Annotated in this window: 18 protein-coding genes and 1 riboswitch; of the genes, 4 read left to right on the plus strand and 14 right to left on the minus strand. The window is 37.5% G+C overall.

The window, feature by feature from the left end:
• Window positions 1–59: 59 nt before the first annotated feature.
• The 5 genes from ACZ5XR_RS19055 to ACZ5XR_RS19075 form a co-directional block, all read right to left on the minus strand.
• Window positions 60–1,337 (minus strand): Glu/Leu/Phe/Val family dehydrogenase, encoded by a 1,278-nt coding sequence (locus ACZ5XR_RS19055; protein ID WP_464497930.1) that lies wholly within the window; start codon window positions 1,335–1,337, stop codon window positions 60–62.
• Between the two features lie 240 nt (window positions 1,338–1,577).
• Window positions 1,578–2,159, minus strand: a complete 582-nt coding sequence (locus ACZ5XR_RS19060; RefSeq protein ID WP_464497931.1) for a genetic competence negative regulator — start codon at window positions 2,157–2,159, stop codon at window positions 1,578–1,580.
• An 84-nt stretch (window positions 2,160–2,243) separates the two neighbouring features.
• Entirely contained in the window at window positions 2,244–3,140 is an 897-nt protein-coding gene (locus ACZ5XR_RS19065) for a MerR family transcriptional regulator (RefSeq protein ID WP_464497933.1), read from the minus strand.
• Window positions 3,141–3,215: 75 nt separating this feature from the next.
• The gene (locus ACZ5XR_RS19070; protein WP_464497934.1) at window positions 3,216–3,977 is read right to left on the minus strand and encodes a metallophosphoesterase; all 762 of its coding nucleotides are present in this window, start codon (window positions 3,975–3,977) and stop codon (window positions 3,216–3,218) included.
• A gap of 144 nt (window positions 3,978–4,121) precedes the next feature.
• Window positions 4,122–4,754: a CBS domain-containing protein gene (locus ACZ5XR_RS19075; protein ID WP_464497935.1), complete on the minus strand. Its 633-nt coding sequence runs from the start codon at window positions 4,752–4,754 to the stop codon at window positions 4,122–4,124.
• Between the two features lie 147 nt (window positions 4,755–4,901).
• Between ACZ5XR_RS19075 and ACZ5XR_RS19080 the strand changes: the two genes are divergently transcribed.
• From ACZ5XR_RS19080 to cotJC, 3 genes are read left to right on the plus strand one after another with little or no spacing between them, the layout of a single operon-like run.
• Window positions 4,902–5,132 (plus strand): spore coat associated protein CotJA, encoded by a 231-nt coding sequence (locus ACZ5XR_RS19080; RefSeq protein WP_464497937.1) that lies wholly within the window; start codon window positions 4,902–4,904, stop codon window positions 5,130–5,132.
• Entirely contained in the window at window positions 5,129–5,389 is a 261-nt protein-coding gene (locus ACZ5XR_RS19085) for a spore coat protein CotJB (protein ID WP_464497938.1), read from the plus strand. Before ACZ5XR_RS19080 ends, ACZ5XR_RS19085 begins: the two co-directional genes overlap by 4 nt.
• A 21-nt stretch (window positions 5,390–5,410) precedes the next feature.
• A complete protein-coding gene (gene cotJC, locus ACZ5XR_RS19090) occupies window positions 5,411–5,980 on the plus strand; it encodes a spore coat protein CotJC (protein ID WP_464497939.1) in 570 nt (189 codons plus the stop codon).
• A gap of 27 nt (window positions 5,981–6,007) precedes the next feature.
• On the opposite strand, the gene ACZ5XR_RS19095 is transcribed toward cotJC, so the two are convergent.
• The 5 genes from ACZ5XR_RS19095 to ACZ5XR_RS19115 form a co-directional block, all read right to left on the minus strand.
• Window positions 6,008–6,463, minus strand: a complete 456-nt coding sequence (locus tag ACZ5XR_RS19095) for a YpbF family protein (protein ID WP_464497940.1) — start codon at window positions 6,461–6,463, stop codon at window positions 6,008–6,010.
• Window positions 6,464–6,550: 87 nt separating this feature from the next.
• Entirely contained in the window at window positions 6,551–7,159 is a 609-nt protein-coding gene (locus tag ACZ5XR_RS19100) for a LysM peptidoglycan-binding domain-containing protein (protein ID WP_464497941.1), read from the minus strand.
• Window positions 7,156–7,752 carry a lysostaphin resistance A-like protein gene (locus tag ACZ5XR_RS19105; RefSeq protein WP_464497942.1) on the minus strand — a complete coding sequence of 199 codons (597 nt, stop codon included), beginning with the start codon at window positions 7,750–7,752 and terminating at the stop codon, window positions 7,156–7,158. The genes ACZ5XR_RS19100 and ACZ5XR_RS19105 overlap by 4 nt, the downstream gene beginning before the upstream one ends.
• Complete coding sequence (locus ACZ5XR_RS19110) at window positions 7,749–9,251, minus strand: RecQ family ATP-dependent DNA helicase (RefSeq protein WP_464497943.1); 1,503 nt, start codon at window positions 9,249–9,251, stop codon at window positions 7,749–7,751. Before ACZ5XR_RS19110 ends, ACZ5XR_RS19105 begins: the two co-directional genes overlap by 4 nt.
• Window positions 9,248–10,288 carry a YpbB family protein gene (locus tag ACZ5XR_RS19115; RefSeq protein ID WP_464497945.1) on the minus strand — a complete coding sequence of 347 codons (1,041 nt, stop codon included), beginning with the start codon at window positions 10,286–10,288 and terminating at the stop codon, window positions 9,248–9,250. Before ACZ5XR_RS19115 ends, ACZ5XR_RS19110 begins: the two co-directional genes overlap by 4 nt.
• 250 nt (window positions 10,289–10,538) lie before the next feature.
• Here ACZ5XR_RS19115 and ACZ5XR_RS19120 point away from each other — a divergent pair, with 250 nt between their 5' ends.
• Window positions 10,539–10,787 (plus strand): ferredoxin, encoded by a 249-nt coding sequence (locus tag ACZ5XR_RS19120; protein ID WP_026573327.1) that lies wholly within the window; start codon window positions 10,539–10,541, stop codon window positions 10,785–10,787.
• Window positions 10,788–11,146: 359 nt separating this feature from the next.
• On the opposite strand, the gene ACZ5XR_RS19125 is transcribed toward ACZ5XR_RS19120, so the two are convergent.
• The 4 genes from ACZ5XR_RS19125 to sigX form a co-directional block, all read right to left on the minus strand.
• On the minus strand, window positions 11,147–11,704 hold the full coding sequence (locus ACZ5XR_RS19125) for an ECF transporter S component (protein ID WP_464497946.1): 558 nt from the start codon (window positions 11,702–11,704) through the stop codon (window positions 11,147–11,149).
• A 164-nt stretch (window positions 11,705–11,868) separates the two neighbouring features.
• A riboswitch (FMN riboswitch) is annotated at window positions 11,869–12,000 on the minus strand.
• 549 nt (window positions 12,001–12,549) lie between these two features.
• Window positions 12,550–13,110 carry a M23 family metallopeptidase gene (locus ACZ5XR_RS19130; RefSeq protein ID WP_464497947.1) on the minus strand — a complete coding sequence of 187 codons (561 nt, stop codon included), beginning with the start codon at window positions 13,108–13,110 and terminating at the stop codon, window positions 12,550–12,552.
• A gap of 165 nt (window positions 13,111–13,275) precedes the next feature.
• A complete protein-coding gene (locus ACZ5XR_RS19135; protein ID WP_464497949.1) occupies window positions 13,276–14,460 on the minus strand; it encodes a hypothetical protein in 1,185 nt (394 codons plus the stop codon).
• On the minus strand, window positions 14,435–14,986 hold the full coding sequence (gene sigX / locus ACZ5XR_RS19140; protein ID WP_464497950.1) for an RNA polymerase sigma factor SigX: 552 nt from the start codon (window positions 14,984–14,986) through the stop codon (window positions 14,435–14,437). Before sigX ends, ACZ5XR_RS19135 begins: the two co-directional genes overlap by 26 nt.
• Between the last annotated feature and the right edge of the window lie 184 nt (window positions 14,987–15,170).

Here is a 15,170-nt window from a genome sequence, read left to right on the forward strand (position 1 = left end):
AAAAAAAACTCCTATCGTCTATGATAGGAGTTTTTTCATTTTGTTTCAATGTATTGGTTTTAAATCCAGCCTCTAAAGCGGCTTGCTTCAGCCATTTTTCTTACCCCAACCATATACGCGGCAAGGCGCATATCAACTCGGCGGGTCTGTGCCGTATCATAAATACTGTTAAAAGATTTAACCATAATCTTTTCAAGCTTTTCTTCCACTTCTTCTTCTGTCCAATAATATCCTTGATTATTTTGTACCCATTCAAAGTAAGAAACTGTTACACCGCCAGCAGATGCTAATACATCCGGAACTAGCAAGATGCCACGTTCTGTTAAAATTTCTGTAGCCTCTAAGGTTGTTGGGCCGTTAGCTGCTTCTACTACTATGCTCGCCCGTATATTATGGGCATTTTCTGCGGTAATTTGATTTTCGATTGCAGCAGGAACCAGAATGTCACATTCAAGCTCTAAAAGTTCTTTATTGGTTATTGTATTATTAAATAATTTGGTTACGGTTCCGAAACTATCTCGACGGTCCAATAGATAATCAATATCAAGGCCATTTGGATCATAGAGGGCTCCGTATGCATCAGAAATGCCGACTACTTTTGCACCGGCATCGTGCATGAATTTGGATAAATAGCTTCCAGCATTACCAAAGCCTTGAACAACAACCCTGGCACCCTTAATATCAATGCCTTTCTTTTTGGCAGCTTCACGGATACAGATGGTTACGCCCTTCGCTGTAGCAGAATCACGACCATGAGATCCACCTAAAACAAGCGGCTTGCCTGTAATAAATCCAGGTGAATTAAATTCATCAATTCGGCTGTACTCATCCATCATCCATGCCATGATTTGTGAATTTGTAAATACATCTGGAGCTGGAATGTCTTTTGTTGGTCCAACGATTTGACTAATCGCACGAACATAGCCGCGGCTTAATCTCTCAAGTTCTCTGAAAGACATATCACGCGGATCACAAACGATACCGCCTTTACCGCCTCCATAAGGAAGGTCAACGATTCCGCATTTTAAGCTCATCCAAATTGAAAGGGCTTTCACCTCTGTCTCAGTCACACCAGGATGAAAACGAATACCGCCCTTTGTAGGACCTACCGCATCATTATGCTGGGCACGATAGCCTGTAAATATTTTTATAGACCCGTCATCCATTCGAATTGGAATTTTCACTGTCATCATGCGTAACGGCTCTTTCAAAAGTTCATATACCTCTTCAGGATAACCTAGCTTTTCAAGGGCTTTATGAATAACCGTTTGGGTTGATTTTAACACATTATTCGTTTCCTCTTGATTAGTCTTCTCAGTACTATTTTCGGCTACCATTTGTAATCCTCCTAAGAAATCTCTTATGCGAATGCTGTCCGCTTCAGACACAAGTATACACGTTTAATGGATTTATGCAAGAAGAAAAAAACACTTTGCTGTTTTTTTCATTAAATTATGTAAACGCTGTCTTTTCAATAGGAACAATCGCATAATTGTTCGAAAATAATTAATTTTTCCAACCTTCAAAAAAGGAGGTGGAGACCTCCTTGATTCAATAGAATGAAAACATTTAAGATTCTATTTAAAGTAATGAAGAATCGTCTCCACCGCGTTATTTTCAATTATTTTTTTTCCATATTCCTCAAGGATGTAAGTACTTTGAATGGAAGGGTCTCCATATTCAGATAAAATAGATGCAGCCCTCTCATTATTAAAGCCGTCTAATTTTGATATAAGTAAATAATAATGGTTGTTCATTGAATATAGACTGCCACCGCTAATATTCATGTGGAACAGCCTTTTGGATAGGCTGATGATATTCTCAAAGCTGTCAAACTGAAACAAAAGGTCTTCTGAGCCATCCAGCCTTACCTGCATCTCAATAAAACCATCATAGAGGATTTCTTCGTCTTCAACTGCTTCATCAACTGTAATAATCATGATCATTCCTTGCGCCTGCAGCGAGAATATTTCCACTCCCACAGATCCTTGAATCTCTACATCAAATTCCTCACTCGCCTCTTCCAGCATATCGTGAAAGAGCTGATGCCATTTTATTGAATCCTTCCAAATATCGTCTTTGGAAAGGCCTCTTTCAAATAAATCATCAGAGGTTAAAAATATTTTTATTTTATTGGCTGTTAAGCGTTCTAAGCGCATGCTTTTGCCCCCTGCCGTGACATAACTCTTGTTTCTAGTGTATGTCGAAGACGTTCAATGGTGAATTGTCTACCCAGCATCCCCTTATCGCTTAGGCAACCACTTTTCCCACTCTCCTTGAGTTTGTCCCACAATAAAACCTGAAAACTGTTCCTTTTCGGCTGGTGTCATTGCATTAACGGCCTTACCGCCTATACCAATCCTTAGCTTTTGAACATTAAGTGCCAGTTGTGTAACAAGTGATAATACTGATGTCAAATTCTCTTGGATCGTACAGGAAATAAATAAAAAATCCGGCTGAATGATCTTCATGACAGCCTTAATATCCTCCTCTGTTATATCAGCTCCTAAATGAATAACCTCAAAACCTTTTCTTCGCAAATACAATGAAAATAAAAGCAATCCTATTTCATGCCTTTCACCCGGACCGCTAACCGCCACTGCTTTTGGAAGGAAGTTGAATTGCGGAAGACTATGAAAAACCATTCGGATTCTTGATTCCAAAATAGCGGACGCGAAACGCTCTTGAGCTAATGTTATTTTTCCCGATTCCCTCAGGTTCCCAAGTTCAAAAAACAGTGGTTCAAATAGACCATCGATTACTTTTTCCGTTGTAAAAGTACCGAAGATCAAATTGATGATCTCATGAGCCTTTCCTTCACGAAAGTGTAATAATGAATCCAAAAGGTTTTTCGAATATTTTGTAAGCTGATTCCCTTCATTCACAGAATTAAATTCAGATAATAATTGATTATTTTCCAGAAGGGAAACGGCTTGGCTTATCGAAAAACCTTGACTCACTTTCTTGTTAAGCCATTTTAAGATCTTGATATGCTCTTCCGTATATAACCGATGACCTGATTCATTTCGAATCGGCGCAACCATTTGATAACGTCTTTCCCATGCTCTTAGTGTACCAGGCTGAATACCAAGGATCTTCGAAACAGCTTTAATATTATACGTACCTTCCCGCTCTTCCATTTAACCCTCCTACATTTTCCCGTACCATTCTTTCCTTTTAAATATACTAGATCATTTCTAAAGCCAAGGACTTAATCAGCCTTTTTTTAATGTTATTAGATGACATTCTGAAGGTGCTCCGAGTCTTAATGGAAGTGTCGTTGTTCCAAAACCATTACTAATTAATAAAGTGGTATTCGGCAGTTTTTTTACCCTGCCTCTTTCATAAGGGCTGTACCCAAAAATATGAATTTGGCCCCCGTGAGTATGGCCGCTTAAGACTAAACGGATTTCATGTTCCGGGGCAATTTTATCAGTAATTTGCGGGTAATGGCTGACTAAGAATTTAAAACTGTTTTTCTCAGCATCCGCTAAAGCGATGTCTAAACGGTCTCGCTCCTGATTAAGGTCATCTACGCCAAGCAGACAAAGTTTTTCACCTTCAGGAGATTCAAATGTAACTGCTGTGTTAGCCAGAACTTTTACCCCCATTTCCAAGAAAAGGGCATCTAACTCATGATAATCAGCTTCATAGTCATTATTTCCCCAAACAAAGTAAACCGGCCCGACACTTTTTAATTTTTTCAGGTTATCTTTCACACGTGAAAGCGGAACTCCCTTTTCCGTCAAATCCCCGCCAATAATTATGATCTCGGCCTTTCCTTTGATCGAATTTATTATTTTTTCTGAAATAACCCGACGGTGGATATCAGAAATAAAAAAAATGGAAACCTTCCCCAAAGATTCAGGAAAATCCGGAAAATTCAACTCATTCTTCACTACATTATTTAGGAATGCTTCTCTCAACATATATAGCAGCAGACAAATTCCTAGAATTAAAACAATTAATATCGCCATCTCCCGTTCTCCTTCTATTCCTTGCTTAATGTTCTACAAGAAATCATACCATAAAGAATCTCATTCTAAAAAAGGAAAAAACATAGAACTCCCTCCCAATTCAATGTGTGTGAGGGTTTCTATGTTTTATCGCTACTATCGCTTCTAGTCTTCCTTAATGCTTAAAATCCGGAATCCATGTTCTTCTAACTTTTTAGTAAATTTATCGATATTGTCTTTTTTCTCTACTTTCATAACGATTCTTCGAACGAGTTTATCCGTTTCATCGAATGTAACCAACGAAATAATATGCTCGTGGAAGTGATGGGCAATTTCGGATAAACGAGCAATACGGCCTTCTGTTTCAACGGATGTAAAGGCAATCCGAACACCGGGACGATTTACTCCGAACGCACTCTCGAAAGTCCCCAATACCTCTGACCTTGTCACCACTCCAAGAAAATGGTGGTTTTGATCAACAACAGCAAGTAATGGGAAATCTTTTAAATCAAGCAGAGTTTTCTCAAATAATTCTTCTCCTTGTAAATATTTTTCTTGATGGGTGACGATATCTTTACAAGTTGTTGTTAATAAAAACTCGTCCTTCTGTTTGTTTGAAAGAAAATAGTTTTCATATATTCCATATCTTGTTACAACACCTACATATTGCTCTCCATTCAATACCGGTAATCCATCAATTTGATGGGCTTCAAGTTTATCTAATGCTTCCTTTAATGTTTCTTCATGTTGTGAAATATAGCATTCATGCTTTGGTATCATTATGTTTTTTACGAACATTTCTCATCACCTCTATAGTATAATCCTACATACCTATTATAGTTCAACAATCCCAATTAAAACCCTTTTTCCGCTTACAGTTTTATGTCATTAATAAAGAAAATTTTCATATATTTAGTAAAGATGTAGAATCAAGGGAGGGTTACTATGAACACACCTGTTAAATCTTGGTTTCCATACGTAAGTCCATTTGACCCCTGCCAACCTATTTTGGAAAAGACTTTTTCTACTCCGCCCCATCTATATATGGGGTTTCAGCCGCCGAATTTGCCGCAATTTCAACCTCTTGAGGCACTAAGGGCCGGGACACTTTGGAAAGACTTTTATGACCCATATTATAATACCCAAGAAAAAGCCAAGGGGGGTATTGCACCATGAAACAAGTCCCGGCAGAATATTATCAAATGATGGAGCAATTACAGGCAGTTGACTTTGTATTAGTCGAACTTACCCTCTACCTGGATACGCATAATGACGACTTAGAAGCAATTAATCAATTTAATCATTATGTAAAAGAAAGGAAACATTTAAAAAAAACGTTTGAAAGTCAATTCGGCCCATTAATGCAATTTGGAAACAGTTTCTCCGGTTACCCGTGGAATTGGGATGATACACCGTGGCCATGGCAGGTTTAAATCAGAGGAGGGATCGATGACATGTGGGTATATGAAAAAAAACTCCAATACCCAGTTCGGGTCAGTACCTGTAATCCAACATTAGCGAAATACTTAATTGAACAATATGGCGGAGCGGATGGGGAGTTAGCAGCTGCATTAAGATATTTAAATCAACGATACACCATACCTGATAAAGTAATTGGCCTGCTTACTGATATTGGTACAGAGGAATTTGCCCATCTCGAGATGATTGCGACGATGGTCTATAAATTAACGAAGGATGCTACTCCGGAACAATTAAAAGCAGCGGGGCTTGGAGATCATTATGCCAACCATGATGGGGCACTATTTTATCAAAATGCTTCTGGAGTGCCATGGAATGCCTCCTATATTGCTGCAAAAGGTGATCCAATTGCGGATTTGTATGAAGATATTGCCGCAGAGGAAAAAGCAAGGGCTACCTATCAATGGCTTATAAATTTAAGTGATGACCCGGATATCAATGATAGCCTGCGATTCCTGCGTGAACGGGAAATTATCCATTCACAGCGCTTCCGGGAAGCTGTAGAAATATTAAAAGATGAACGAGATCGAAAAAAAATCTTCTAATTGAAATAAGAAGCAGGCTCCTGCTTCTTATTTTTTTTCATGATAGAGGTTTATATCGTATTTCTTTTTCATCATTTCAAACACAATATGGCGGTTTTTCCATTCCTCTTCTTTTTTCCATAAATCTTTACTCCTATCGACAATCTCACATCTTAATTCATGATATTCCTTTTCTTTTTTTTCTCTTTTTTGTCTTAAGACATTCATAAATCCATACAGACCTATTGCAATGACTAAGCCTGGCAGATTTTTTGAATCATTCACAAAAGCTGAAAACATTGCTGAAAAGGAATAAGAATAAATTTTTCCTATGGTGTAATACAAATAGGTGAAAAATATCGAGACAAATAATAAAGTTGCCCAGATAGACCATATATGGTATTTTTTTGCATCGTCAAACTTCTTCTTTCTTTTCCGGACATTATCCAGCATTTGTTTGGTTGCTTGATCGGTATTTTCAAGTAATAGGATCGGAGAATCCATTTTTTATCGCCCTCCATTTCTCCTACTATATTTATTAACTTGTCCTTCAAAATATGTTTCAAAAAAAATAACCAGCACTATGGCCGGCTAGTTATTTAATGGAATTTTTAGAACTTGTCCTGTTGAAATTTGGTCATTTAAAATTTGATTCGCTTTTTTTATGATTTCAATACCAGATTTCGAATGATAATATTTTAAAGCTATTAGTAAAAGGGTCTCTTTTGGCTGAACAACATGGTACACGATTTTTTCTTTCTCAACTGGAGTGGTGACCTTGCCGTCAGCTGGTTGAGACTGCTTAGGTTGTTGTTTGATTAAAGATGAAGATGCTTCTATCTTTTGGTCTGCAACTGCTGTACCTGTTTTTTGTTCATTCCCATCCGTGGCATTGTTGTCATTTTCTAGATTGATGGTTTCGTATCCTGCATTATTAACGGAAACTTTTTCTGCTGCATTTAATTTCTTTCCATGGTAATAAGATATGATGCTTACACAAGTAATAGGCAGGAGGATAAACAATAAAACCAGTAATCGAATAACTGGATACTTTAATTTCCACTTTGTTTTCTTTTGCTTTTGCCTATGTAATTGGCCCCTAGGCGGCATTTGATCACCAGGTACTGCATTATCATTAATCTTCTCAATTCTTCTCCTTAGTCTTTCAGCTTGGTCCCTGTATGGCTCCTCTGGATTCATGATGACTCTCCCCCCGGTACTTCTACCTTTCTATATTTAATATAAATTCCTAATAAGAAATCAATAATAAAATGCATAACAATTGCAACCGCTAAATTATTTGTCCATTGATAAATAACCCCGATTAGAAAACTAAGTAATATAATGTTGAGAAATAAATACCAATTAAATAAATAACGATAATGAATAACAGCAAAAATAATGCTGGCTAAAATCAGACCAACTTTTGTTTGTATAATCCCCCGAAACAGGAGCTCCTCGCTGAATGCTACAATAGCAGCAATCCATGCGATTTGCCATACACTTTTATGACGGAAAATCCGTTCGTTTAACCCGCCATCATTATAATAGGAGGATGGCAGCAGCTTCATTAAGACGATATCTATTATAACGACGATGACACCAACCGGGATTCCAACAGTCACTATATGAACGTCGTCAAAATGAAATTTATTAAAAAACGAAAAGTGATTAAAAAGAAGGATACCTAAGATAAACGAAATCACTAGTAATATCATTTGTGTCATAAATAAATGAAACATTAATTCTTTGTCAGTTAACTCTTTGATTATTTCGTTATACTTTTTTTTCATTTCCTCAACTCTCTATTTATTAAAATTCCACTAAGATATTCTTTCCAATTTTCCTGAATTTCCTCGGTTGTTGAATCATGACTGTGTGTCATATATTCATTAAGATTAAAGCCGCATACATCACAGCATGTACTAACCGTATGGCTTTCCATTTCCTCAAAGTATTCTAAAATGAACCTTCTTCTGCAATTGACGGAATCAATCCATTTTTTCATTGAAAAAATATTAGCCAGCTTTACATCGAGTCGTTCTCTGACATATTTCTTAATAGTTTCTTTTATAGTCGACGGCTCATGAGCTCCTTGAAGTTTTAAAATCTCACTGACAATTCTCCACTGAATTTCTGAAAAGCCACCCAACTCTTTTAAGGAATGTTCCTCTTCCAAGGAATCTATTGTTTCTCCTTCACCCTTCTCCACCATGGAAAACAGCCAATCGATCTGCTGTTCATTAGGCAGTTCGGACTCTGCTAACTGAATGGGCAGCTGCTCATCTCCAGAAGCATATAATAAAATTGAAATGCTGGGCAATCCATCCCGGCCGGCACGACCGATTTCCTGCAAAAAAGCTTCAATCTGCATCGGCATATGATAGTGAATAATAAAACGAATATTTTCTTTATTTACCCCCATGCCAAATGCACTTGTTGCGCAAATAATATCAAGTTGGCCATGGATAAACTGTTGCTGTATTAAAATTCTTTGCTCCTGGTCCAATCCGGCATGGTAGGCCATGGTCTTTTCCATTCCGTGGTCGTTTAGAAGAGAAGCCACCTGTTCCGCCGCTTTTTTACTTGAAAAATAAATGATTCCCGGCTTTTGTAATTGAGTAGCCAGACGAATCAGGCGGTCCGTTTTTTCATTAAAATTAGCTAATTTCTCTACAAAAAAGGCAATATTCGGGCGGTCAATCGTTGATTCAATTCTTTTTACATCCTGTAAATCGAGAGAATCTATGATGTCCTGCTTTACTTTATTTGTAGCTGTAGCAGTTAATGCAAGGGTCAGAGGGTTTTTAAGCTCTTTTCGAATCTCCCCGAGCTTTAAATAATCGGGCCGAAAATCATAGCCCCATTGTGAAATACAATGGGCTTCATCCACAACAAATAAAGATATCGTAAGCTCTCGAAGCTTTTTTTTAATAAACTCGAACCCAAGCATTTCCGGTGAAAGGAAAATATATTTATAATCACTTAAATGATGAAAAATATCTTTACGTTCTGCTGCTGTAAGAAACGAATTTAAAGCTATTACGCGTTTTTCACCCATTTTCATTAATTGCTCAACTTGGTCCTGCATCAGTGATAAAAGAGGTGAAACAATTAAAATATGCCCAGGCAATACATATCCCGGGAGTTGGTAACATAATGATTTCCCTGTACCAGTTGGAAGGATTGCCAATGTATGCTGACCGGAAAGAATTGAGGAGATAACTTCCTTTTGGCCTGGTTTAAAGGAGTGATAACCAAAATGCTTATTTAAGAGGGCTTCTAACATCATTGCGAATCACCATACTTCGCTAATACTAGTCTTATCTGAAAATACGTGGCTGTTTTCACAGCATTTCTTATGATTTTTAACTGCCTCGTATTCGATAGACGGGAAATATCCAATATTTTTTTCTGCATATCCATATCTACATATTCCTCAATTAAAAAATCGGTCTTGTTTAAAGCAATTTCAACAAGATGATCTTCAATTGTGCTTAACTTAAGCTGGCGAATATTCACAATTTCTTCAATAGAAAAGCCTTTTTTTAAAAGATCCCACGTTTTACGCGTTGACAGTGTCAATGAATTATTTTGGTCAAGATCATTCAACAAAGAAGATAATAAGGGAAACTGGAGGTTGTCCATTTCGATTGTTTTGATTAAATAATGAACAATATTTAAAAATTCAAAATGGTAATCAGTGATATCCATGTTCAATTTTTTAGCCATCTGGATTGGAGTTAGACCGATCCTTTGGTAGCCCGTTAGGCGAAAAATTAGAATAGCTGGGTCCATTAATGGATCCTTCTCGAGACAGTTTATCAATTCACCATATAGGCGATTGGCCAATTCGATGCGATTCTCGCTGTTTACTTTTAGAACTGATTTTAGCCAGTGGTGAACCTGTTTATTTTTTTGAATTGGAACGTATTTATGTTCTTTATTTACAAGGTTTGAAGTAACCTGAACGATTAGGGTTAACCGCTCCCAAAAAAGGGAAGAAAGCTGGTGATACTTCCATCCGTTAATATAAGATGGCGGCGGATTATTGATCAAGAAAGCTTCACTTATTTGAGTTGGAAGAAAGCGCCCTTCCCCTATTTCATTTACCCAATTTTTCTTGTAAAGATTTTGAATCATTTCTTCAAAGGATTCCCGCGGCAAGTTTTCAATAATCCCGAAGAATTGTTTTAACGAATAAAGGTGTGCATCCTGGATCGTTTGTGATGACTTTTTTCCATTTAAAAGATGATAGATGGAATAAATCGTCCGTTCTCCATTTAATTGTTTTAAACAATACATTAGAATGCTTTCTAGAACCTTCATTCCATACCACCACTTCAATTCTTTCGACAATTCAAGCTATTTTTCCATATATATTTTAACACGAAATGACCAAACTCGTGTGTAAATTTATAGGAGAAATGGCGAAATATAAAAAACAGCCATTGTTTTGTAACGATTTTCTATTGAAAAGTTACACTTACAGTTTTACAATAGGTATGTGAAATGCTTTTCATTTCCGATTTAGGAAAGAGTAAGAACAATTTTTGTTATTTTTTGGGAGGTTTTTTTCATGGCGAAGTACACAATCGTTGACAAAGAGACTTGCATAGCATGTGGTGCTTGCGGAGCAGCTGCTCCAGACATTTATGATTATGATGATGAAGGCATTGCATTTGTAACTCTTGACGATAATGAAGGTATCGTTGAAATACCAGATGTATTAATCGATGACATGATGGATGCATTCGAAGGCTGTCCTACTGATTCCATTAAAGTAGCTGAAGAGCCATTCGACGGTAATCCTACTAAATTCGAATAATATTCATCTACGTTAAGCTACTAACCCTCTCCTTTCGGGAGAGGGTTTTTCATTTTTATTTACAAAGGATTTGTAAAAGGCGAATATTGCTTTTTCCAGCAGTGATTGGAGCGGAGGGCGCTCGACTCCTCGAAAATGCTAACGCATTTCCTTCGTGCGTGGGTGGAGTCAAGGATGTAAAATTCAATGTCCTGCGGGATGGAGAGGTCACGGGAGACCCCGCAGGCGCATAATGCGCCGAGGAGACTCCCGGACCTCCCCGCGGAAAGCGAGCGCCCGGAGTGGAAATCAACACCCAAGTTTTACAGAGCCATACAAAAAAGCAACAGGATTTTTACGTCCCGTTGCTGAATGATTTATTATGCACTTTTCATAATCGACTGTTTATTAATCCATGTTTGCATTTTAGCAAATAAAAGCAAGAAAATGCCTGACATGATCACACCTTTTAAAATATTGAAAGGCAGAATCGCCGGAACAACCAGATTTCGCATATCAGGTGCATGTAAAAGAGTTGTATATGCCGGTAAAATGATGTAGTAATTTAATACACTCATCACCACAGCCATTGTAATGGACCCAATTATTAAAGCAAGGGTCATACCCTTTTTTGATTTTAGCTTTTTATACAAATAATAAGTTGGCAGGACAAACAGGATGCCTGCAAAGAAGTTGGCGATTTGGCCTACAGGTATACCAGTAGCACTTCCTGTCACAAAATAATTCAATACGTTTTTAAAGAATTCGACTAATATACCAGCCACGGGCCCAAAAATTAGTGTTGCAATCAATGCTGGAATGTCGCTGAAATCAACGGTTAAGAAACTAGGGAATGGCGGCAGTGGAAAATATAATAATGTTAATAGATAGGCGATACTGCTGAGCATTCCGATTGAAACAATTCCTCTTACTTTCATTTTTCCTCTCTCCTTTGGATCCATCATTCTAAGAAGAGAGGTTCAGCAAATATTTAGATGCCATCAAAAAATAAAAACCCTCAAGAATCAATACTTGAGGGAGTTTTAAAAGGCATACTTAATAAACGTTCAATAAATCAATATTTTTTGAACGTCTGCAGAACCTCCATCTTCTCCCATCCAGACTATACTGTCGGCTTTGGAATTGCACCAAATCCTGCCATAAAGGCTCGCGGGCTTAGAGAAATGTTCTCAATACCGCCGATCGGGAATTTCACCCTGCCCCGAAGATAGATCAATATTTTTTTCTTAATTATACTGAAAAAAGATTGTCTTGTGAAGTATTAAACACTTATTCACTAAAAGTTTATAAAAATATGCCTGTGTTAAAGTCGAAGGTTGATTTATTACAACTGTTGATTGGAGCGGAGGGCGCTCGACTCCTCGAAAATGCTAACGCATTTCCTTCGTGCGTGGGTGGAGTCAATGATGTAAAATTCAATGTCCTGAGGGATGAAGAGGTCACGGGAGACCCCGCAGGCGCCAAAGCGCCGAGGAGGCTCCCGGAACCTCCCCGCGGAAAGCGAGGCCACTTCGCTGCAATCAACAACCAAGTTTAATAGAGCCAGAAATTTAAATACAAAGCCCGCATGTTCATATGTGGGCTTTATATTATTTAACAATTAAGGGTTGTTTCGGTTTAATCAGGTCTGTTTTTAAACGGTTCATTTTTTTCAGTCTTTCGACTGTTATTTTTTTTTTCCTTGCTATTGATATTAAGGTATCGCCTTTTTTTACTATGTAGTTTACTTTAATTGTTTTAACCCCATGTTGAAAATGGGAGCTTACCTCCAAAGCATTTCCCCCCGACTTGCAATTCCAACTTGGACATGTTCCCCCACATCGACTTTCCCCAAAAGGTTTTCAGGGTCAAGGGCGTGCTTTTTGTCAAAAGTCCAAGTCCTTTTATGTGTTTCGAAATGAAGGTGGACCCCGGTAGCTTGACCAGTGCTCCCCATTTTCCCGATAACTTGACCTTGCTTCACCGTTTTACCTTCCATTACACTCCTTTTATGTAGGTGCGCATATACTGTAACAAATTGATTTGAATGTTTAATAAAGACTACATTACCATATGTATTTGAGTAATATGATTTCTCAACTACTCCATCTTCAACTGCCAAGATAGGAGAATCCAATTTACCTGCTATATCAATTCCTTTATGTTTCCCCATTCGTGAGCCATAGGAATCCGATATGATTCCCCCTGCCGGCCATATCCATTCCGTGTTATTCCTGTGTTTAACAAGTGCACTTGCTTCAGAATGGATCCCGCCAATAAATAACAAACTGATGCAAAGAGCCATTATGACGACAATCAAAAACCTTTTTAAATAGTCACGCATTCTTTTCCTCCTTAAATCTTGTTACCTCCTACAAACCATATGAACATATGCATTCATTTAGAACATCCTTCATGGTGTAATTTGGGCAACACATACATGTTATAATTTGGAGACTATAATGGTTTTATACATAAAAAAAACCAACCACAACGCGGTTGATTTTTTTTATCTTAAATTCGGTGCCACTGGGACCTGTAATGGTTTTGTTAAATCGAAGGGGCCAATCCTTACAATTGGAGCATTAGTCATTCTAACAGTATTCGCACCAAATTCTTTAGCTGTTAACAATAAAGCTTCTAAGCAATACAGCGTATTGGCGTCATCCTTCATCATTAAATTTTCTTTTAGAGTTACATTCAGGCTTCTATTTTTGATGAATGCGTTCTTGATTTGAAATGATGGCAAAAGCGACGCCTTCAAGCCTAAATCTTTTTTATCTTTTTTCATGGCTTCTAGTGCAGATTGAATATCCTTATATCGGTCTTGTGTGGGGACTAAAAAAGGTTTATTCCTTCTCTTTGGAATGAACCGGAAGTAGGCCCTTCTTGTTTCTGTGAAAATTGGTATTTTACTTAATACCCCAAAATTCCCTAGATTAATTCCCGGCTGTCCCTCCGTAGACAGCTTAATGATTTTCGCGTTACTATTCGTCGATATATCCTGTCTTATCGCATTGACAAAATTCGTTTCATTAGCTGCTCCCTGTCCATAATGATGGTTTGCCGGCACATCTACATTCACACTATTTTCTGTTTTATTATATGTCAGCCTGGCGTTAACAGGGTAATATTCACTTAATCCCCATTCTTCTTCCCTTAACGTTGTCATATTTTCATTAAATAATGTAATCCAAGATTTATCCTTTACGTTCGTAATAATTTTTGATACGGGGATTAAAATTTGTCCTTCTGGGTCCGGAACCCAATAAGTTATCACTTTTCCATTCTGGATATCATCTTGGTAAACAGCGGTTTTTACACTATTCAACCCCATGAGAGAACCTTTTGCAGTACCTGTTTCATCAAAATGCTGCAGCGGTGTGCTACTTTTTTTCAGCAAGGCTGTTGCATTTTTTTTCATTGGAGAAAGCTCTATATTTCTACTAGATATATTACTTTTATTTGCGTTATCAGTTGATAGCTGCAATCTATTCAATACATTTGGGACTAGAATTAACATTAACAGGAAGGCTGCGGCTGCGGCAATTCCAGGCACTAACCAAGCCTTCATTCTCCGCTTTTTTATAGAAAGGTTTTGATAAATGTCACGAGGATCGCGATGATCATGTATTTTCGGCATTTGCCTTAGTAAATCTTCGAGCTGTTTATCGCTCCACTCTGACTTTTTCACTTTTCAACCCCTCCTTTTCATAAAGTAAATCCATATGCCTCTTTAAAACCTTTAATGAACGGTGCTGGGTGGTTTTAACTTTACTTTCCGTCCAACCCAAAGCATGAGCCGTCTCGGAAATGGACAGGTCCTGTAAATAACGCAGGACAATAACTAATCTTTGATCCATCGTGCAAAATTCAAGGCATTTGTAAATCCACTTTATTTCTTCTTTTTGAACGGCAATTTCCTCTGGTATTAGATTTTCATCCTTCACTAGATTGGAAGACCAATCAAATTTTTCAAGCAATCGGTCTTTCCAGCCCCGCTGCTTGCGGAAGAAATCAATAGCTACATTTCTAGCAATCGAAAATAACCATGTTTTTGCGCTGCTTTTCCCTTCAAATCGATGATATGACTTAAAAACCCTTATATAAACTTCTTGAACAAGATCCTCTGCATGTTCTTTATTTCTTACCATATAAAATAGAAATTGAAAAACATCATGATGATATTTATGATAAAGCTCATCGAAAACGGAGTCCATCACTACCCCTCCCCGTTCTAAGAATTAGTCGAAAAATATGTATAAAAAGTTTCACTTCACTACTATAGACTTTTTTCCTTTAAAACGAAAGGCTTTTATTGGAAATACTTTTTGTTTTTCATAAGATGATAAAGAAAACTCACCCAAAATATATTGGATGAGTTTTCTTTAAATTGTTCCGCGT

The organism is Neobacillus sp. Fa239 (assembly GCF_055395235.1).